The 18,319-nt window shown below is 68.3% G+C and carries 21 protein-coding genes; 19 read left to right on the top strand and 2 right to left on the bottom strand.

All coding sequences use genetic code 11. The annotated features are described in order from the left end of the window. The first annotated feature begins 9 nt into the window (after positions 1-9). Genes secY through map form a run of 3 tightly spaced genes read left to right on the top strand, consistent with a single transcriptional unit; the run spans position 10 to position 2,820 of the window. The gene (gene secY / locus HSO01S_RS10560) at positions 10-1,332 is read left to right on the top strand and encodes a preprotein translocase subunit SecY (RefSeq protein WP_066041149.1); all 1,323 of its coding nucleotides are present in this window, start codon (positions 10-12) and stop codon (positions 1,330-1,332) included. Then, positions 1,329-1,934, top strand: a complete 606-nt coding sequence (locus HSO01S_RS10555; RefSeq protein ID WP_066041146.1) for an adenylate kinase — start codon at positions 1,329-1,331, stop codon at positions 1,932-1,934. Before secY ends, HSO01S_RS10555 begins: the two co-directional genes overlap by 4 nt. Before the next feature lie 34 nt (positions 1,935-1,968). Next, positions 1,969-2,820 carry a type I methionyl aminopeptidase gene (map, locus tag HSO01S_RS10550; RefSeq protein WP_066041144.1) on the top strand — a complete coding sequence of 284 codons (852 nt, stop codon included), beginning with the start codon at positions 1,969-1,971 and terminating at the stop codon, positions 2,818-2,820. Positions 2,821-2,848: 28 nt separating this feature from the next. Here the strand turns inward: map and HSO01S_RS10545 are convergent, their stop codons facing one another. Further along, complete coding sequence (locus HSO01S_RS10545; protein ID WP_174522984.1) at positions 2,849-4,771, bottom strand: BglG family transcription antiterminator; 1,923 nt, start codon at positions 4,769-4,771, stop codon at positions 2,849-2,851. A gap of 121 nt (positions 4,772-4,892) precedes the next feature. Here HSO01S_RS10545 and HSO01S_RS10540 point away from each other — a divergent pair, with 121 nt between their 5' ends. From HSO01S_RS10540 to glmM, 16 genes are all read left to right on the top strand, one after another. Then, positions 4,893-5,231: a PTS sugar transporter subunit IIB gene (locus HSO01S_RS10540; RefSeq protein ID WP_066041140.1), complete on the top strand. Its 339-nt coding sequence runs from the start codon at positions 4,893-4,895 to the stop codon at positions 5,229-5,231. A 20-nt stretch (positions 5,232-5,251) separates the two neighbouring features. Beyond that, complete coding sequence (locus tag HSO01S_RS10535; RefSeq protein ID WP_066041138.1) at positions 5,252-5,521, top strand: HPr family phosphocarrier protein; 270 nt, start codon at positions 5,252-5,254, stop codon at positions 5,519-5,521. Next, positions 5,521-7,188: a phosphoenolpyruvate--protein phosphotransferase gene (gene ptsP, locus HSO01S_RS10530; RefSeq protein ID WP_084361552.1), complete on the top strand. Its 1,668-nt coding sequence runs from the start codon at positions 5,521-5,523 to the stop codon at positions 7,186-7,188. Before HSO01S_RS10535 ends, ptsP begins: the two co-directional genes overlap by 1 nt. A 47-nt stretch (positions 7,189-7,235) precedes the next feature. Continuing rightward, positions 7,236-8,828: a PTS mannitol transporter subunit IIBC gene (locus HSO01S_RS10525; protein WP_066041135.1), complete on the top strand. Its 1,593-nt coding sequence runs from the start codon at positions 7,236-7,238 to the stop codon at positions 8,826-8,828. A gap of 27 nt (positions 8,829-8,855) precedes the next feature. Then, a complete protein-coding gene (locus tag HSO01S_RS19495) occupies positions 8,856-9,287 on the top strand; it encodes a PTS mannitol transporter subunit IIA (RefSeq protein WP_066041133.1) in 432 nt (143 codons plus the stop codon). 32 nt (positions 9,288-9,319) lie between these two features. Continuing rightward, the gene (locus HSO01S_RS10515) at positions 9,320-10,471 is read left to right on the top strand and encodes a mannitol-1-phosphate 5-dehydrogenase (protein ID WP_066041131.1); all 1,152 of its coding nucleotides are present in this window, start codon (positions 9,320-9,322) and stop codon (positions 10,469-10,471) included. 124 nt (positions 10,472-10,595) lie between these two features. Beyond that, positions 10,596-10,817, top strand: coding sequence for a translation initiation factor IF-1 (infA, locus tag HSO01S_RS10510; RefSeq protein ID WP_022883252.1), 222 nt, complete (start codon positions 10,596-10,598; stop codon positions 10,815-10,817). Positions 10,818-10,897: 80 nt separating this feature from the next. Further along, the gene (rpmJ, locus tag HSO01S_RS10505) at positions 10,898-11,014 is read left to right on the top strand and encodes a 50S ribosomal protein L36 (RefSeq protein WP_066041129.1); all 117 of its coding nucleotides are present in this window, start codon (positions 10,898-10,900) and stop codon (positions 11,012-11,014) included. 144 nt (positions 11,015-11,158) lie between these two features. After that, the gene (rpsM, locus tag HSO01S_RS10500; RefSeq protein WP_066041126.1) at positions 11,159-11,536 is read left to right on the top strand and encodes a 30S ribosomal protein S13; all 378 of its coding nucleotides are present in this window, start codon (positions 11,159-11,161) and stop codon (positions 11,534-11,536) included. Positions 11,537-11,571: 35 nt separating this feature from the next. After that, positions 11,572-11,970, top strand: a complete 399-nt coding sequence (gene rpsK / locus HSO01S_RS10495; protein WP_022896808.1) for a 30S ribosomal protein S11 — start codon at positions 11,572-11,574, stop codon at positions 11,968-11,970. A gap of 120 nt (positions 11,971-12,090) precedes the next feature. After that, a complete protein-coding gene (locus HSO01S_RS10490; protein WP_066041125.1) occupies positions 12,091-13,083 on the top strand; it encodes a DNA-directed RNA polymerase subunit alpha in 993 nt (330 codons plus the stop codon). Between the two features lie 60 nt (positions 13,084-13,143). Continuing rightward, positions 13,144-13,698, top strand: coding sequence for a 50S ribosomal protein L17 (gene rplQ, locus HSO01S_RS10485; RefSeq protein WP_066041123.1), 555 nt, complete (start codon positions 13,144-13,146; stop codon positions 13,696-13,698). A gap of 63 nt (positions 13,699-13,761) precedes the next feature. Continuing rightward, a complete protein-coding gene (locus tag HSO01S_RS10480; RefSeq protein WP_066041120.1) occupies positions 13,762-14,655 on the top strand; it encodes a tRNA pseudouridine synthase A in 894 nt (297 codons plus the stop codon). 166 nt (positions 14,656-14,821) lie between these two features. Continuing rightward, on the top strand, positions 14,822-15,268 hold the full coding sequence (gene rplM / locus HSO01S_RS10475) for a 50S ribosomal protein L13 (RefSeq protein ID WP_066041115.1): 447 nt from the start codon (positions 14,822-14,824) through the stop codon (positions 15,266-15,268). Positions 15,269-15,318: 50 nt separating this feature from the next. Then, positions 15,319-15,804: a 30S ribosomal protein S9 gene (gene rpsI, locus HSO01S_RS10470; protein ID WP_066041114.1), complete on the top strand. Its 486-nt coding sequence runs from the start codon at positions 15,319-15,321 to the stop codon at positions 15,802-15,804. Between the two features lie 26 nt (positions 15,805-15,830). After that, positions 15,831-17,195, top strand: a complete 1,365-nt coding sequence (glmM, locus tag HSO01S_RS10465) for a phosphoglucosamine mutase (RefSeq protein ID WP_066041112.1) — start codon at positions 15,831-15,833, stop codon at positions 17,193-17,195. Positions 17,196-17,348: 153 nt separating this feature from the next. On the opposite strand, the gene coaA is transcribed toward glmM, so the two are convergent. After that, positions 17,349-18,299 (bottom strand): type I pantothenate kinase, encoded by a 951-nt coding sequence (gene coaA, locus HSO01S_RS10460; RefSeq protein ID WP_066041110.1) that lies wholly within the window; start codon positions 18,297-18,299, stop codon positions 17,349-17,351. Positions 18,300-18,319: the final 20 nt, after the last annotated feature.

The following is an 18,319-nucleotide window of genomic DNA, read 5'->3' as shown; positions in this document are numbered from 1 at the left end:
AGGCCCTTTTTGTTCAAAGCCGTCGCGAGGATCTTCCGGACTCCGGACCTCAGAAGGAAGATCGGCTTCACGCTCGGCATCGTCGCGCTGTTCCGTCTGGGATCGTTCATCCCGGCGCCGTTCGTCGATTTCGCCAACGTTCAGACCTGTCTGGCCGCGAACCAGGGCACGTCGGGCCTCTACGAGCTCGTCAACCTGTTCTCCGGTGGCGCGCTCCTCCAGCTGTCAATCTTCGCGCTGGGGATCATGCCGTACATCACGGCCTCGATCATCGTGCAGCTGCTGCGCGTGGTCATCCCTCACTTCGAGACCCTCTACAAGGAGGGTCAGTCGGGCCAGAGCCGTCTGACGCAGTACACCCGCTACCTCACCATCGCGCTCGGTGTCCTGCAGTCCACGACCCTGATCACGGTCGCCCGCTCGGGCGCCCTGTTCGGCACCTCCACCGTCGCGGAGTGCGGCCAGCTGATCACCAACGACGCCTGGTACGCCATCCTGCTCATGGTCATCACCATGACCGCCGGTACCGGTGTCATCATGTGGATGGGCGAGCTCATCACCGAGCGCGGCATCGGCAACGGAATGTCGCTGCTGATCTTCACGTCGATCGCCGCCCGCTTCCCCGAGTCGCTCGGCCTCATCGCCCAGACGAAGGGCTTCGAGACCTTCCTGATCGTGATCGTCGTCGGCATCGGCGTGGTCTTCGCGGTGGTCTATGTCGAACTCTCGCAGAGACGCATCCCTGTGCAGTACGCCAAGCGCGTGGTCGGGAGGCGGACGTACGGCGGCAACAACACCTACATCCCGATCAAGGTCAACATGGCCGGCGTGGTGCCCGTCATCTTCGCCTCGTCGCTGTTGTACCTGCCCGCGCTGATTGCGCAGTTCAACCAGCCCGCTGCCGGGCAGCAGCCCGCCGGCTGGGTGACCTGGATCAACAACTACCTGGTCCGCGGCGATCACCCGCTCTACATGCTGCTGTACTTCCTGCTCATCGTCGGGTTCACCTACTTCTACGTCGCGATCACCTTCAACCCCGAAGAGGTCGCCGACAACATGAAGAAGTTCGGTGGCTTCATCCCCGGCATCCGTGCCGGCCGGCCGACCGCCGAGTACCTCGACTACGTCCTCACCCGCATCACCCTGCCGGGCTCGATCTACCTGGGGTTGATCGCGCTGCTGCCGTTGATCGCGCTGGTCGCGGTCGGCGCCAATCAGAACTTCCCGTTCGGTGGCGCGTCGATCCTGATCATCGTCGGTGTCGGACTCGAGACCGTGAAGCAGATCGACTCGCAGCTGCAGCAGCGGCACTATGAGGGACTGCTTCGATGACCGTGCCCGGCGGAGCGTCCGACGCGAGCGGCGCCCTGCGCCTCCTGCTGATCGGGCCTCCCGGAGCCGGCAAGGGAACGCAGGCCGCCCGCCTCTCCGAGGCGTACGGCATCCCCGCGATCTCGACCGGAGACATCTTCCGCGAGAACGTCAAGAACGGCACCGAGCTCGGCGTCCAGGCCAAGGGCTACATGGATGCGGGACAGTACGTCCCCGACTCGCTGACCAACGACCTGGTGCGTGACCGGCTCAGCCAGCCCGACGTGGCCGACGGCTTCCTGCTCGACGGCTACCCGCGCACGCTGCAGCAGGTCGAGGAGCTCGACGGCATCCTCGGTGTCGACGGCTTCTCGCTGGATGCGGTGGTCGTGCTGACCGCCGACACCGACGAGGTCGTCACCCGGCTGCTGAAGCGCTCGGCCGAGCAGGGCCGGAGCGACGACACCGAAGAGGTCATCCGCAAGCGTCTGGACGTGTACGAGGAGCAGACCGCTCCGCTCGTCGCCGTCTACGACGAGCGCGGCCTCGTGGTGAACGTCGACGGCCTCGGGGACATCGACGTCGTCACCGGCCGGATCATCGCGGCCCTCGCCGCCCGATGAACCGGATCCGCACGATGAACTCGGTTCCCCGCCGATGATCGGGCGCAAGAAGGGCATCTACAAGACGCCCGAAGAGCTCCGGCTGATGGTCGAGCCGGGCCTCGTCACCGCCGCGTCGCTCGCCGCGGTGCGGAAGGCGATCCGGCCCGGGATTACGACGCTCGAGCTCGATGCGATCGCCGACCGCACCATCCGATCGCTCGGCGGCATCTCGAACTTCCAGCTCGTGCCGGGCTACGCCCACACGGTCTGCACCTCGGTGAACGAGGACATCGTGCACGGGATCCCCGGCGGACGCGTCCTCGAGCCCGGTGACATCGTCTCGATCGACAGCGGTGCCGAGGTGGCCGGCTGGAACGGCGACTCCGCCATCACGATCGTGCTCGACGACCCGTCCCGTCCCGAGGAGGTCGCCCGCCGGCGGCTGCTCTCCGAGGTCACCGAGCAGTCGCTCTGGCACGGGATCGCTCGGCTCGCGACCGCCCGTCACCTCAACGAGGTGGGCGAGGCGATCGAGGAGTACGTGGAGGATCACCCGTCGACGCGCGAGGGAGCCGTCTACGGCATCCTCACCGACTACATCGGGCACGGCATCGGCCGCAGCATGCACGAGGCGCCGCCGGTGTTCAACTACCGGGTGCGCCAGCGCGGACCCGAGGTGAAGCCCGGCCTGGTCGTCGCCATCGAGCCGATGATCACCGCCGGCACGACCGAGACCATCGTGCGGGAGGACGAGTGGACCGTGGCCTCGGCCGACGGCAGCATGTCCTCGCACTGGGAGCACTCGGTCGCGGTGCACGAGAACGGCATCTGGGTGCTGACCGCCGAAGACGGGGGAGCGGCGGCGCTCGCCCCTCTCGGGATCACGCCCGTCCCCATCCCGTAACGCTCGGTCAGACGTCCATGACGTGGGGTCAGACGTCCATGACGTGGACGAGGGCGTCGATGAAGGATGCGAAGTCGGTCGAACCGCGCACGATGCGCTGCATGTCCTCGCGCTCGGAGAACACCTCGACGAGCTGATCGAAGACGTTCTGGAACGCCTTCCGCCCACTCGCGCTGAACGCGATCAGCGCGATCACGTTGACCCGGTTGTCGCCCCAGGTCATCGGCGACTCGTTGACCACCAGCGCGATCGCGGTACGGGATGCGGTCATCGCCATCGCGTGCGGCACCGCGATGGTGTCGGTGAACGCGGTCGACGACATCCGCTCGCGTTCGATCGCGCCCTCGACGTAGCTCTCGTCGATCACGCCGAGGGAGACCATCGCGCCCCCGAGCATCCGGATCAGCTCGGCCTCGGAACTGGCCTCGACGTTGCGGTAGAACAGGCGCTCGTCGAAGTACTGGAGCAGCTCGTCCTTGATCTCCATCCGCCGCCGGTGCCTCCGCACGGCGGCGATCGCGCGCCGCACGGCCTGCAGGTCGCCCTCGGTGAGGAAGGGCTGGATGAGCACCACGTTGTCGCGCATGGTCGGCACCGGGATCGTCGTCACCACGATGTCCGAGGAGAGCGCCGGCCAGTCGACGTCGGCCCGAGTGATCACGACGTCGACCTGCAGCTCGGTGCCGAGCTCGGCCTCGAGCTTCTGCCGCAGCATCAGGTGCATGTCGTAGTAGTTCGGGCAGACGATCGCGCAGGTCACCCGCTCCTCGCGGAGGTTCTGGCGCTCGAGGTAGGAGCCCACGTGCAGGGCGATGTAGGCGATCTCGTCCTCGGTGACGACGATGCCCTCGCGCCGCTGGATCTGGCTCGCGATGAAGACGGCGAGCTCGTAGATCATCGGGTAGGAGCCCTTGATCGAGCGGGTCATCGGGTTGCGCGAGAACGAGTTCTCCTGCGCGCGGGCGACGAGGTTGCGGATGTGCAGGCTCAGCCGCACGATGAAGTCCTCGTCGTTCAGGTCGACCAGGTACTCGTCGCTGGCGAGCCGGACGATGTCGCGCATCGCGGCCAGGTCGTCCGGGTCGAGGTAGCTCGAGGCCACGCTCTCGGCCGGCTGCCCGTGCCCGGGCGTCAGCACCCGCGTGGTCAGCAGCACCGAGAGGTAGCGCAGCTCGCGCGCCCCGAGGGAGGCCCCGAAGTGCGAGCGGATGAGCTCGTCGAGCTGGGGGGAGACGTCGAGCTCGGCGTCGGCCGCGGGCTGGTCGTCGGCGGGGTCGATCGACTGCTGCTTGCCCACCCGGTCGACCGCGATCGCGATGTGCAGCAGCACGTTGTTGATCGAGTACTCGTTGACGAAGTAGCCGTTGCCGTCGAGCATCGCGATCAGCTCGGACTTGAAGCCCGCCAGGTTCTCGGACGAGAACTCGCGCTGGATGTTCTCGAGGTCGAGGAAGCCCTGGGCGCTCTCGTCGCGGAACAGCCGGCTGAGCAGCCGCCGGCGGTTGAGCTCGGTGCCGGAGAGGGCGACCGTGCTGCCCCGGCGGACGAGCGAGAGCCCCGCCTCCTCGACCAGCAGCTTCGCCTTCCGCAGGTCGGCCTCGATCGTCGACTCGCTGACGAAGAGCCCGGCGGCCAGGTCGTACACGTCGAGGCCGTCGATCGAGTCGCCCAGACTGCGGATGATCACGTGCACGCGCTCCCGGGGGCTCCCCGGCTCGCTGTCGCGGGAGCGGCGGTCGGCGAGGAAGGTGGCGTAGGCCTCGCGGTTCAGCCGGTAGCCGCTCGTGGAGGAGACGATGACCTCGAGGGGCTTCGCGGCCGTCTTCACGGCGGTGACGTAGCTGCGCACGCTGCGCGTCGTCACGCCCAGCCGGTCGGCGAGCTCACCGGCGGTGACCCAGTCGTCGGACTCGGCCAGATACGCCAGCAGCCGTTCGTACTTCTCGCTCATCTGCACCCAGTGTACGTGGGGGTCGGGCCGCTTCCGGGGGTCCGGAAGCAACGTCGCTGGATCCCGTCGCACCGGTGGCGGATGATCGTCTGAGATCGAAGCAGGACGCGAGGAGGCGTGCGTGGACAGGGTGCTGATCGTCTGCGGTGCGGGAGCATCGAGCACGTTCCTCGCCCTGCGGATGCGCCGGGCGCTCCGCGAACGCGACCTCGACCTCGTCGTGGAAGCCGGGACGGTGGCGGACGTGGGCGAGCGGCTCGCAGCCACACGCATCCTTCTGGTCGGCCCCCACCTCGCGGAGCAGTTCGGCGCCCTCGCCGGCGAAGCCGCCGCCGCGGGTGCGGAAGCCGGCCTGCTGCCCGGAACCGTCTACGGACCGGACGGCGGAGAACTCGCCGCCGACATCGTGACCGAACTCCTCGCCGCCCGCGGGAGCTCGAGCCCCAACGCTCAGGGATGAGCGGAGACAAGGAGAAGAACATGGCCGAACGCACCGTCGAAATCGCCTCGAAGCACGGACTCCACGCCCGTCCGGCGACCCTCTTCACTCAGACCGTCGCGAAGTCCGGCGTGCCCGTGCAGATCTCGAAGGCGAGCGGCCGCACGGTGAACGCGGCGAGCATCCTCGGCGTGATCTCGCTGGGCATCGAGCACGGCGACACCGTCACGCTGGTGTCGGAGGACCCGGCCTCGGACGCGCTGCTCGACGAGCTCGCTGCGCTGCTGGCCTCCGACCTGGACGCCGAGTGATGAGCGGATCCACCCTCCAGGGAACCGGCATCGGCCGCGGCATCGCCGTCGGCCCCGTGCTCCGGATGCCCGACCCGCTCCCCGAGCCTGACGAGACGCCCAGCGCGCTCACCCCCGACGCGGAGAAGGAGCGCGCGCGGGCCTCGCTCGCCGCGACCGCCGCGATCATCCGGCACCGCGGAGAGCGGGCCGGTGGCTCGGCCAAGGACGTGCTCGAGGCCCAGGCCTTCATGGCCGAGGACCCGACCCTGATCGACGACGTCGGCGAGCGGATCGACACCGGCAAGACCGCCGAGCGCGCCGTGTTCGAGGCCTTCGCCGCCTTCCGCGAGCTGCTGCTCAGCATGGGCGGCTACATGGGGGAGCGGGCGACCGACCTCGACGACGTCTCGCAGCGGGTGGTCGCGCACCTGCGCGGGGTGGCGGCTCCCGGGGTGCCCGACCCCGAGCATCCGTTCGTTCTCGTGGCCCGCGATCTCGCACCGGCCGACACCGCCCTGCTCGACCTCTCGAAGGTGCTCGCCCTCGTCACCAGCGACGGCGGCCCGACCTCGCACACCGCGATCCTGGCCCGAGAGAAGTCGATCGTCGCCGTGGTCGGCGTCGCGGATGCGCTGGGCCTCGCCGACGGCACCGAGATCGTCGTCGACGCCTCCACCGGCGTCGTCACCGTCTCCCCGAGCGATGAAGAACGGGATGCGGCCGTCGCGCGCGCAGCCGAGCTCAAGGCCGCCCGCAACGCGGCGACCGGCCCCGGAACGCTCGCCGACGGCACCCTCGTGCCGCTGCTGGCCAACCTCGGCTCGGCCGACGGCGCCGCGGACGCGCTGGAGAAGGGCGCCGAGGGCGTGGGCCTGTTCCGCACCGAGTTCCTCTTCCTCGACTCCACGAGCGCCCCCACCGTCGAGGAGCAGAAGACGCAGTACGTGCGCCTGCTGCACGCGTTCGCGGGCAAGAAGGTCGTCGTGCGGGCCCTGGATGCGGGAGCCGACAAGCCCCTCAGCTTCCTGAACGACGCCCCCGAGGAGAACCCCGCGCTCGGCCTCCGCGGACTCCGCGCCCTGCGCGCCAACGAGCCGATCCTCCGCGACCAGCTCGCCGCGCTCGCCGCCGCCGACGCCCAGACCGACGCCGACCTCTGGGTCATGGCGCCGATGGTCTCCACGGTCGAGGAGACGCGGTACTTCACCGCCCTTGCCCGAGAGGCCGGGCTCAAGACGGCCGGGGTCATGGTCGAGGTGCCCTCGTCGGCGCTCCTGGCCGACCGCATCCTGGCCGACGCCGACTTCGCGTCGATCGGCACGAACGACCTGACCCAGTACACGCTGGCCGCCGACCGTCTACTCGGCTCGGTCGCCTCGTTCCAGGACCCGTGGCACCCCGCGGTCCTGAAGCTGGTCGGCGAGGTCGGGAAGGCCGGGCAGGCCACCGGCAAGCCGGTCGGCATCTGCGGCGAGGCGGCGGCCGACCCGCTGCTGGCCGTCGTGCTGGTCGGCCTCGGAGCCACCACCCTCTCGATGTCGCCGTCGGCCCTGGCCGACGTGCGCGCCGAACTCTCCCGCTTCACGCGGGAGGACGCCCGTCGATTCGCCGAGCTCGCACTCTCGGCGAACAGCGCGGTCGAAGCCCGAGCGGCGGTCACCTCGGCCGCCGCGACCACCGAGTAACACCCCTTCACACGCAACCCTACGAACACAGAATTGGAGCAGTCGTCATGACAACGACGTCAGGAACCACGACAGGGGGTGGGGCCCGGGTGCGCGTTCAGCGCTTCGGAACCTTCCTCTCGGGCATGGTCATGCCCAACATCCCCGCCTTCATCGCCTGGGGCCTCATCACGAGCCTCTTCATCGCCACCGGCTGGGTGCCGAACGGCATCCTCGGTGGCTTCGGCAACGCCGACGCCATCGGCTGGACGGGTGCGGCCACCGCGCTGGCCCAGGCCGACGACGGCACCACCTTCCCGCAGTACGTGGGTCTGGTCGGGCCGATGATCACGTACCTGCTGCCCCTGCTGATCGCGAACACCGGTGGCCGTATGGTCTACGGCGCCCGCGGTGGCGTGGTCGGCACGATCGCGACCATGGGCGTCATCGTCGGAGCGGACATCCCGATGTTCATCGGCGCGATGATCATGGGCCCGCTCGGTGCGTACCTGATCAAGCAGATCGACAAGATCTGGGCCGGCAAGATCAAGGCCGGCTTCGAGATGCTGGTCGACAACTTCTCCGCCGGAATCCTCGGTGGTCTGCTCGCGATCGCCGGCTTCTTCGGCATCGCCCCGGTCATCCAGGGCCTGTCGAAGGCGCTCGAGACGGGCGTGGACTGGCTGATCAGCCTCGGTCTGCTGCCGCTGGCCTCGATCCTGGTCGAGCCGGGCAAGGTGCTCTTCCTCAACAACGCCATCAACCACGGTGTGTTCACCCCGCTGGGCGTGCAGCAGGTCGCGGAGCAGGGCAAGTCCATCCTGTTCCTGATCGAGGCGAACCCCGGCCCCGGCCTCGGCATCCTGCTCGCCTTCTCGATCTTCGGGATCGGACTGGCCAAGGCGAGCGCCCCCGGAGCCGTCATCATCCAGTTCTTCGGCGGCATCCACGAGATCTACTTCCCGTACGTGCTCTCCAAGCCGATGACCATCCTCGCGGCCATCGCGGGTGGCGCCACCGGTGTCGCGGTCAACGTGCTGTTCAACTCCGGCCTCCGCGCCCCGGCCTCGCCCGGCAGCATCATCGCCGTGCTCGCCGCGACCGCGCCGGACAGCTTCGTCGGCGTGATCCTCTCGGTCATCGCTGCCGCTGCCGTCTCGTTCCTGGTCACGGCGATCATCCTGCGGGCCAGCCGCAAGCGCGACCTCGAGCGGGAGGATGCCGGCGACCTGTCGGCCGCCATCGCCAAGACCGAGGCCAACAAGGGCAAGGAGAGCTCGGTCCTGGGCAACCTCCGCGCCGAGGGCGTCCCCGCCGGTGACGCCGAGGCCGTCGCCGAGGAGACCTCGCTGCTGACCGACACCCGTCCGATCCGGAACATCGTGTTCGCCTGCGACGCCGGAATGGGCTCGAGCGCCATGGGCGCGTCGGTGCTGCGGAATAAGATCAAGAAGGCCGGTATCGACGGCGTCACGGTGGTCAACAAGGCCATCGCGAACCTCGACGACGACATCGACCTCGTGATCACCCAGCGCGAGCTGACCCCCCGGGCCCAGCAGCGCACCCCGAGCGCCGAGCACGTCTCGGTGGACAACTTCATGAACAGCCCTCGCTACGACGAGGTCGTCGAGAAGCTGAAGGACCAGGCCGCCGCCGAGTAGGCGCGGCACGACGAGGAGGAAAAGCCCATGGCCGTCATCGAAGCGTCGCAGATCAACCTGCACGGCACTGCCAAGACGAAGGACGAGGCGATCGCCGAGGCCGCCGCCATCCTGGTGGCCGCCGGTGCGGTCGAACCGGCCTACCTCGACTTCATGCGTCAGCGTGAAGAGACGGTGTCGACGTACATGGGCAACCTCCTCGCCATCCCGCACGGCACGAACGAGGGCAAGGACACGATCCTCGATTCCGCGCTCTCGTTCGTGCGGTACGACGAGCCCCTCGACTGGGGCGGCGAAGACGTGCGCTTCGTCGTCGGCATCGCGGGCAAGGACGGCGGGCACATGGAGATCCTCTCCGGGATCGCCATCGTGTTCAGCGACGAGGACGAGGTCGACAAGCTGCTGGCCGCCGAGACGCCGGACGAGGTCCTCGCCATCCTCGGCGACGTCAGCAGCTGACGGACACCACAACCGAACCAAGGAGTACTCCCATGAAAGCCGTGCACTTCGGAGCCGGGAACATCGGGCGCGGGTTCGTGGGGCTCATCCTCCACGACGCCGGCTACGAACTCGTCTTCGCCGACGTGAACGCCGAGCTGATCGACGCGCTCGCCGCGGCGACGAGCTACGAGGTGCACGCGGTGGGGGAGGACTCGTCCACGCAGACGGTCACGGGCTTCCGTGCCCTGAACAGTGGCACCGACGAGGATGCGGTGGTCGCCGAGATCGCGACGGCCCAGATCGTGACGACCGCGGTCGGCCCCACCATCCTGAAGTTCGTGGCGCCGGTGATTGCCCGCGGCCTCGAGGCCCGCGACCCCTCACTGCCGCCTTTGACGGTCATGGCCTGCGAGAACGCGATCAACGCGACGGATGCGCTGAAGGCCGAGATCGTCGGCCGGCTGACCGAGGGCGAGTCGTCGCCCGCGCTCGGCCGCGCCCTCTTCGCCAACACCGCGGTCGACCGGATCGTGCCGAACCAGGCGCCCGGGCAGGGCCTGGACGTGACGGTGGAGGACTTCTTCGAGTGGGCCATCGAGGCGGGGCCGTTCGGCGACACGCCTCCCGTCATCCCCGCGGCACACTTCGTCGCCGACCTGGCGCCCTACATCGAGCGCAAGCTGTTCACGGTGAACACCGGTCACGCCACCGTCGCCTACCACGGCTGGGTCGAGGGGGCCACGACGCTGGCCGACGCCCTCGCGGTGCCGGAGGTCTTCACCGAGGTGAAGGCGGTGCTGGAGGAGACGAAGGCGCTCCTGGTCGCCAAGCACGAGTTCGAGCCCGCGGTGCAGGAGGCGTACCTGGAGAAGAACCTCGTGCGCTTCGCCAACCCCTCCCTCACCGACACCCCGGAGCGGGTGGGGCGGCAGCCGCTCCGCAAGCTCAGCCGGCACGAGCGGTTCATCGGCCCCGCGGCCGAGCTGGCCGAGCGGGGGCTGCCGTATGCGGCGCTGCTCCGCGCGGTCCGCGCCGCCCTCCGCTTCGACGCGCCGAGCGATCCGCAGAGCGCCGAGCTCGCCGAGCTGCTCTCGTCGAAGTCGCCCGAGGAGTTCGCGACCGAGGTCTGCGGGATCGGGCCGGAGCATCCGCTCTTCGCCGACCTCGTGGCCACTATCCGATCCGTCGACGCCTTCCGCTGATTGACCACCGGCGTTTTGTAATGAGCGCTTCGTAGTGTAGGCTCGATCTTTGGTGTTTTCGGCCCATTTTCGTGGGTCGATCCTCCGCAAGACCAGCACAGACTACTTGAGCGACAGTGAGGCTATGGCCAAAAAAGACGGTGTTATCGAGATCGAAGGCGCGGTCGTCGAAGCCCTCCCGAACGCAATGTTCCGGGTGGAATTGACGAACGGCCACAAGGTGCTTGCCCACATCTCGGGCAAGATGCGCCAGCACTACATCCGGATCCTCCCCGAGGACCGCGTGATCGTGGAGCTGAGCCCCTACGACCTCACCCGTGGCCGGATCGTCTACCGATACAAGTAGTGCCGAACCATTTCGGCTGCGCTGGAAAGTAACGGCCCGATGAGTTATCGGGTACGAGGACAGCGAAGAGAGAAAATCACATGAAGGTCAACCCCAGCGTCAAGCCCATCTGCGAGCATTGCCGCATCATCCGCCGCAACGGCCGCGTGATGAACATCTGCAAGAGCAACCCGCGTCACAAGCAGCGTCAGGGCTAGTCCCCGTCGCGCGACCCAGGTCGCGAACAACACATGGCAGTGTCAGAAGCCGCCCGGCGAGAGTCGGGCGGCGGACACCTTCGGTAGGAGGCCGGAGCACATTCACTGTCACAGACCTCCACTCATCAACAGGAGATAGCCACAATGGCACGTCTAGCAGGAGTTGACATCCCCCGCGACAAGCGCGTGGAAGTTGCCCTCACGTACATCTACGGGGTCGGCCGCACTCGCGCGCTGAAGACCCTCGCCGACACGGAGATCAGCGGAGACATCCGCGTCAAGGATCTGTCCGACGACCAGCTGGTCGCCCTCCGCGATTACATCGAGGGCAACTACAAGGTCGAAGGTGACCTCCGCCGTGAGGTCGCCGCCGACATCCGCCGCAAGGTCGAGATCGGCAGCTACGAGGGCGTCCGTCACCGCAAGGGCCTCCCGGTCCGCGGTCAGCGCACCAAGACCAACGCTCGTACCCGCAAGGGCCCGAAGCGCACCGTCGCCGGCAAGAAGAAGGCCGGCCGCTAGTAGCGGGCGACTGACCAGGATTCCAGGAGAGAAATATGGCAACCCCCAAGTCGGCCGTTCGCAAGCCGCGCAAGAAAGAGAAGAAGAACGTCGCCGTGGGCCAGGCCCACATCAAGTCGACCTTCAACAACACGATCGTCTCGATCACCGACACCACCGGTGCGGTCATCAGCTGGGCCTCCTCGGGTGGCGTCGGCTTCAAGGGCTCGCGCAAGTCGACCCCGTTCGCCGCGCAGCTCGCTGCCGAGTCGGCCGCGCGCCAGGCTCAGGAGCACGGCATGAAGAAGGTCGACGTGTTCGTCAAGGGACCGGGCTCCGGCCGCGAGACCGCGATCCGCTCCCTCCAGGCCGCAGGCCTCGAGGTCGGCTCGATCAACGACGTGACCCCGCAGGCGCACAACGGATGCCGCCCGCCCAAGCGTCGCCGCGTGTAGCGCTAGCGCTCTTCAACCGTCGGGGTGCGCTCTGCGCGCCCCGGCGGTCATCCTTTCTCACAACTCAATACCTCGTCACGTGAGTGTCATATAGCGGACACTCAGCCGAAAGGAATAACAGTGCTCATTGCACAGCGCCCCACTCTCACCGAGGAGAACATCTCGGAGTTCCGCTCGCGGTTCGTCATCGAGCCGCTGGAGCCCGGCTTCGGCTACACCCTCGGCAACTCGCTCCGCCGCACCCTGCTCTCCTCGATCCCCGGGGCGGCTGTCACGAGCATCCGCATCGACGGCGTCCTGCACGAGTTCAGCACCATTCCCGGTGTGAAGGAAGACGTCACCGAGATCATCCTCAACGTCAAGGGCCTCGTCGTCTCGAGCGAGCACGACGAGCCGATCACCGCCTACCTGCGCAAGCACGCGTCGGGCGAGGTCACCGCGGCCGACATCTCGGCTCCGGCCGGGGTCGAGATCCACAACCCCGAGCTCGTCATCGCCACGCTCAACGACAAGGCGAAGTTCGAGCTCGAGCTGATCATCGAGCGTGGCCGCGGCTACGTCTCGGCGACCCAGAACCGCAGCGAGTTCTCCGAGGCCGGTCAGATCCCGATCGACTCGATCTACTCGCCCGTGCTCAAGGTCACCTACCGCGTCGAGGCCACCCGTGCCGGTGAGCGCACCGACTTCGACCGCCTCGTGGTCGACGTCGAGACGAAGCCGGCCATCACGCCGCGCGACGCCATCGCCTCCGCCGGCCGTACCCTCACCGAGCTGTTCGGTCTCGCCCGCGAGCTCAACACCGCGGCCGAGGGCATCGAGATCGGCCCCGCGCCGGTCGACGCCGTCCTCTCCTCGGAGCTCTCGGTCCCGATCGAGGACCTCGACCTGTCGGTGCGTTCGTACAACTGCCTCAAGCGCGAGGGCATCAACACCGTCTCCGAGCTCGTCGCCCTGTCGGAGACGCAGCTCATGAACATCCGCAACTTCGGGCAGAAGTCGGTCGATGAGGTGAAGGACAAGCTCGTCGAGCTCGGTCTCTCGCTGAAGGACACCGTTCCCGGTTTCGACGGCGCTCACTTCTACGGCGGATACGACGAAGAGACCAACGTCTAACCACGTTGCTTCGCCCCGTTCGACTTCACTGACACACTGACCCACATCTGGAGATAAGAAATGCCCAAGCCGACCAAGGGACCCCGTCTCGGCGGAGGACCGGCGCACGAGCGCCTGCTGCTCGCGAACCTGGCTGCCGCCCTGTTCACCCACAAGAGCATCAAGACGACCGAGACCAAGGCCAAGCGGATGCGTCCGCTGACCGAGCGTCTGATCACCTTCGCCAAGCGCGGAGACCTGCACGCGCGTCGTCGCGTGCTCGGCGTGATCGGCGACAAGTCCGTCGTGCACGAGCTCTTCACCGAGATCGCCCCGCTGATGGCGGAGCGTGAGGGCGGGTACACCCGCATCACGAAGCTCGGCTTCCGCAAGGGCGACAACGCCCCCATGGTGCAGATCGAGCTCGTCCTCGAGCCCGTCGTGGCCAAGAAGAAGAGCACGAAGGCTGCCCCGGCCGCCGCCGCTGCTCCGGTCGCCGAGCCCGAGGCCGAGTCGGCCCCGGTCGAGGAGACCACCGAGGCTCCGGCCGATGAGGCGACCGAGACCGAGGCTCCGGCCGAGGACGCGGCTCCCGCCGAGGAGACCACCGAGACCGAGGAGAAGGACGCCAAGTAGGCTTCCCCCTTCACTCGCACGAAGGCCCCGCACCCGAAAGGGTGGCGGGGCCTTCGTCGTAGAATGGCGGGCGTGAGACACGAGCACGGAGACTGGCGGCTCCGCCTCGACATCGCGTACGACGGCACCGACTTCTCGGGCTGGGCTCGGCAGCCGGGCCTCCGCACCGTTCAGGGCGTGCTGGAGGACGTGCTGGCCACGCTCTTCCGGCGCTACCCGCCCGCCCCCGGGGTCTCGGTCGCAGGGCGGACGGATGCGGGCGTGCACGCGACCGGCCAGGTGGCGCACCTCGACCTCACGGACGCCCAGCTCCGCAGCCTCCGGCGCCGGGGCGACGACGCCTCGACGATGAAGCCGGAGGCGCTCGCCCGGCTCCTGGCCCAGCGGATGAACGGCATCCTCGGCGCCGACTCCGACGTCGTGCTGCTCGACAGCACGATCGCACCCGCCGGGTTCGACGCCCGGTTCTCGGCGGTCTGGCGGCGTTACGAGTACCGGGTGAGCGACCCGACCGGAGGCCGCGACCCGCTGCTCCGGCGCACGACGGTGCGGCATCCGGCGACCCTCGACCTCGAGGCGATGGACACCGCGGCGCGCGCCCTGCTGGGCCTCCACGACTACGCCACCTTCTGCAAGCCGCGGGCGGGCTCGACCACGATCCGCACCCTGCAGTCGTTCCGCTGGGAGCGGGACGGCGAGGGGGTGCTCGTGGCGTCGCTGCAGGCCGACGCCTTCTGCCACAGCATGGTGCGCTCGCTCGTCGGCGCCACGGTCGCGGTGGGCGACGGCAGCCTCACGGCCTCCGACCTCGTCCGGCTCCGCGACGAGCGGATGCGCTCGGGCGCCTTCCTGGTGATGCCGGCGAAGGGCCTGGTCCTCACCGAGGTGGGTTACCCGGCCGACGACGAGCTGGCGGGGCGCGCCGAGCGCACGCGGGCGCGTCGTGAGCTCATTTGACCGCGCCGGTGGTATCGCGTACTGTTGACCCTTGGTGTCCGCGCCTCGTTGCGCGCCGCCCGAAGTTGAGCCCTCCATCGGCTGCCTTCCTCTTCTCTCTGAAGCGGAAGACCCACCGGAGTGGGATTCACGAACTCCTCACCTCGAACAAGAAAGCAGCACTACTGTGACGCGCACTTACACCCCGAAGGCAAGCGAAGTCCAGCGCGGCTGGGTCATCATCGACGCCACGGACATCGTCCTCGGCCGTCTGGCCAGCCACGCCGCCGCCATCCTCCGCGGCAAGAACAAGGCCACCTTCACCCCCCACATGGACATGGGTGACTTCGTCATCATCGTGAACGCCGACAAGGTCGCGCTCACCGGTGCGAAGCTGGCCCAGAAGAAGGCCTACCGCCACTCCGGCTACCCGGGCGGCCTCAGCGCCGTGACCTACTCGGAGCTGCTCGAGAAGAACCCCGAGCGCGCCGTCGAGAAGGCCATCCGTGGCATGCTCCCCAAGACGTCCCTCGGTCGCGACCAGTTCCGCAAGCTGAAGGTCTACGCGGGCGCCGAGCACCCGCACGCTGCTCAGCAGCCCACCCCGTACATCCTCGACCAGGTCGCCCAGTAGTAGCGTCCCGCGTTCGTACAGCAGACTCAGACAAAGGACTAATCAGTACCGTGGCGAAGATCGCAGACCAGATTGACGTGGCTCCCGAGAGCTACTCCACCGAAACCCCGGCCGACGAGACGCCCCGTGCGCCTCGCGCCGTCCTCAACGTCTCCGGCGCAGCCGTGGGCCGTCGCAAGCAGGCCATCGCCCGCGTGCGCCTGGTCCCGGGTGCCGGGACCCTCACGGTCAACGGCCGCGAGTTCGAGCACTACTTCCCGAACAAGCTGCACCAGCAGCTGATTACCGACCCCTTCAAGGTGCTCGACCTGATCGGCTCCTACGACGTGGTCGCGAAGATCACCGGTGGTGGCCCCTCGGGTCAGGCCGGTGCGCTCCGCCTCGCCATCGCGCGTGCGCTGAACGAGATCGACCGCGAGAACAACCGTGCCCAGCTCAAGAAGGCCGGCTTCCTCACCCGTGACGCCCGCGTCATCGAGCGCAAGAAGGCCGGTCTCAAGAAGGCACGTAAGGCGTCGCAGTTCTCGAAGCGCTGATCGCGCTTCGGCTCTACGCTTAGCGGATGGCTCGCCTTTTCGGCACCGATGGGGTGCGTGGGCTCGCGAACCAGGACGTCACCGCCGACCTCGCTCTTCGGATCGCGCAGGCCGGTGCACGCGTGCTGGGTCACGCGGCCCGAGAAGCCGGTCGACGACCGGTCGCCGTGGTCGCTCGCGACCCACGGCAGTCCGGTGACTTCATCGCGGCCGCCGTCTCGGCCGGCTTCGCCAGCTCCGGCGTCGATGTCCTCGACGCCGGAGTCCTGCCGACCCCGGCTGCCGCGTTCCTCATCGCGGACATCGGCGCCGACTTCGGCGTCGTCATCTCGGCGTCGCACAACCCGGCGCCGGACAACGGGATCAAGTTCTTCGCCGCCGAGGGCAAGAAGTTGCCCGACGAGGTCGAGATCCAGATCGAGGCCGCGCTCGAGCATCCGCAGCTGAAGCCGCTGGGCGGCGACATCGGCCGGATCAGGCGGTTCGCGGATGCAGAGGACCGGTACGTCGTCCACCTGCTGACGACCCTGCCCCACCGGCTCGACGGCATCCACGTCGTGCTCGACTGCGCCCACGGCGCAGCGGCCGGCGTCTCGCCCGAGGCCTTCAGCCAGGCGGGCGCCCGGATCACGGTGATCGGAAACGACCCGACCGGGATGAACATCAACGACGGCGTGGGCTCGACCCACCTCGATCTGCTCGCCGACGCGGTCGTCGCGGCCGGTGCCGACGTCGGCATCGCGCACGACGGCGACGCCGATCGCTGCCTCGCGGTCGACGCCGACGGAAACATCATCGACGGCGACCAGATCATGGCGATCCTCGCGATCGCCCAGGCCTCACGCGGGCTGCTGCGGGAGAACACCCTCGTGGCGACCGTGATGTCGAACCTCGGGCTCAAGGTCGCGATGGCCCAGAACGGTATCGAGATGCTCGAGACACGGGTGGGTGACCGCTACGTGCTGGAGGCGATCAACGAGAAGAAGCTGAGCCTCGGCGGCGAGCAGTCGGGCCACATCATCTTCGCCGACCACGCCACCACCGGCGACGGCATCCTCACCGGCCTGCAGCTGCTCAGCCAGATGGCGGCGACGGGCAAGAGCCTCGCCGAGCTGGCGGCCGTGATGAAGGTCTACCCGCAGACGCTCGTGAACGTGCGCGGGGTGGATCGGGACGGCGTCTCGACCGACCGGGTGCTCGCCGAGGCCGTCGCCGAGGCCGAGGCCGACCTGGGGGAGACCGGCCGCGTGCTGCTGCGCCCCTCGGGCACCGAGCCGCTCGTCCGCGTCATGGTCGAGGCCGGAGACCAGGCCACCGCCGACCGCATCGCCGAGTCCCTCGCCGACGTCGTCCGCCAGCGCCTCTCCACCGGAGTAGAGCGCTCGCTCTAAAGACCTCGCGGCGGGGTGCGAACGCAACAGGCCGCTCTCGACGACCCAAGGCGACGGCGCGGCCGGAGATCTCGACCGAAGGCCGCGATCTCCGACCGCACCGGCGCATGTCGCCCGCGCCGCAGAGGCGGCGGCGCGGAGAAAAATCCAGCGCTACAGCTTTCTCAGCAAGACCCTATTAATCGTGTGATCCGCGTCCTTCCGCAGGACCAGCGTCGCCCGCGAGCGGGTCGGCAGCACGTTGTCGCGGAGGTTCGGGAGGTTGATCGAGTCCCAGATGCGGCGTGCGGTCGCGCGCGCCTCGGCCTCGGACAGGCTCGAGTACCGGTGGAAGTACGACTTCGGGTTCGAGAACGCCCCGCGCTGCAGGTCGAGGAAGCGGCTCTCGTACCAGGTGGCGATGTCCGACGTGCGCGCATCCACGTAGACCGAGAAGTCGAACAGGTCACTCACCGCGAGCCGGTTCGCCGGCGGCGGCTGCAGCACGTTCAGTCCCTCGACGATCAGGATGTCGGGCTGGCGCACCACGATCTGGGCCTCGGGCACGATGTCGTAGCTGAGGTGCGAGTAGAACGGCGCCCGGACCTCGGGGTTGCCGCTCTTGATCGCGCTGACGAAGCGCAGCAGGGCACGCCGGTCGTACGACTCGGGGAACCCCTTCCGCTGCATCAGCCCACGTCGTTCGAGCTCGGCGTTCGGCAGCAGGAAGCCGTCGGTCGTGATGAGCTCGACCCGGGGCGTGTTCGACCAGCGGGCGAGGAGCTCGCGCAGGAGCCGCGCGGTGGTCGACTTGCCGACCGCGACCGAGCCGGCGACGCCGATGATGAACGGCGTGCTCTTGGAATTCTCGCCGAGGTAGTCGGCGGTGGAGCGGTGCAACTCCTTCGCGTTGGTGACGTAGAGGTTGATCAGCCGGGCCAGCGGCAGGTAGACCTCGGTGACCTCGCGGAGGTCGAGCGGGTTCCCGAGACCGCGCAGCTGCACGATCTCGGTCTCGAGCAGGGGGAGCGGCGTCGAGGGGGCGAGAGCCGCCCAGTGCGCCCGGTCGAACTCCATGAAGGGGCTGAACTGCGCGAATCCATTGGTCGCTGCGGAATCGGGCATAGGACTCCATTCTGCCCGAG

It is taken from the genome of Herbiconiux solani NBRC 106740, assembly GCF_001571005.1.
Lineage (GTDB): Bacteria > Actinomycetota > Actinomycetes > Actinomycetales > Microbacteriaceae > Herbiconiux > Herbiconiux solani.
This window is presented reverse-complemented; position numbering and strand designations above follow the sequence as displayed.

What these genes read in the sequence shown, in the direction of transcription:
- HSO01S_RS10555 (WP_066041146.1), top strand. Translation starts at nt 1,329, where the DNA reads ATGACCGTGCCCGGCGGAGCGTCCGACGCGAGCGGCGCCCTGCGCCTC.
- HSO01S_RS19495 (WP_066041133.1), top strand. Translation starts at nt 8,856, where the DNA reads ATGGCCGTCATCGAAGCGTCGCAGATCAACCTGCACGGCACTGCCAAG.
- HSO01S_RS10480 (WP_066041120.1), top strand. Translation starts at nt 13,762, where the DNA reads ATGGCGGGCGTGAGACACGAGCACGGAGACTGGCGGCTCCGCCTCGAC.
- infA (WP_022883252.1), top strand. Translation starts at nt 10,596, where the DNA reads ATGGCCAAAAAAGACGGTGTTATCGAGATCGAAGGCGCGGTCGTCGAA.
- rplQ (WP_066041123.1), top strand. Translation starts at nt 13,144, where the DNA reads ATGCCCAAGCCGACCAAGGGACCCCGTCTCGGCGGAGGACCGGCGCAC.
- rpsK (WP_022896808.1), top strand. Translation starts at nt 11,572, where the DNA reads ATGGCAACCCCCAAGTCGGCCGTTCGCAAGCCGCGCAAGAAAGAGAAG.
- HSO01S_RS10545 (WP_174522984.1), bottom strand. Translation starts at nt 4,771, where the DNA reads ATGAGCGAGAAGTACGAACGGCTGCTGGCGTATCTGGCCGAGTCCGAC.
- map (WP_066041144.1), top strand. Translation starts at nt 1,969, where the DNA reads ATGATCGGGCGCAAGAAGGGCATCTACAAGACGCCCGAAGAGCTCCGG.
- rpsM (WP_066041126.1), top strand. Translation starts at nt 11,159, where the DNA reads ATGGCACGTCTAGCAGGAGTTGACATCCCCCGCGACAAGCGCGTGGAA.
- coaA (WP_066041110.1), bottom strand. Translation starts at nt 18,299, where the DNA reads ATGCCCGATTCCGCAGCGACCAATGGATTCGCGCAGTTCAGCCCCTTC.
- ptsP (WP_084361552.1), top strand. Translation starts at nt 5,521, where the DNA reads ATGAGCGGATCCACCCTCCAGGGAACCGGCATCGGCCGCGGCATCGCC.
- HSO01S_RS10535 (WP_066041138.1), top strand. Translation starts at nt 5,252, where the DNA reads ATGGCCGAACGCACCGTCGAAATCGCCTCGAAGCACGGACTCCACGCC.
- HSO01S_RS10515 (WP_066041131.1), top strand. Translation starts at nt 9,320, where the DNA reads ATGAAAGCCGTGCACTTCGGAGCCGGGAACATCGGGCGCGGGTTCGTG.
- HSO01S_RS10525 (WP_066041135.1), top strand. Translation starts at nt 7,236, where the DNA reads ATGACAACGACGTCAGGAACCACGACAGGGGGTGGGGCCCGGGTGCGC.
- rpmJ (WP_066041129.1), top strand. Translation starts at nt 10,898, where the DNA reads ATGAAGGTCAACCCCAGCGTCAAGCCCATCTGCGAGCATTGCCGCATC.
- glmM (WP_066041112.1), top strand. Translation starts at nt 15,831, where the DNA reads ATGGCTCGCCTTTTCGGCACCGATGGGGTGCGTGGGCTCGCGAACCAG.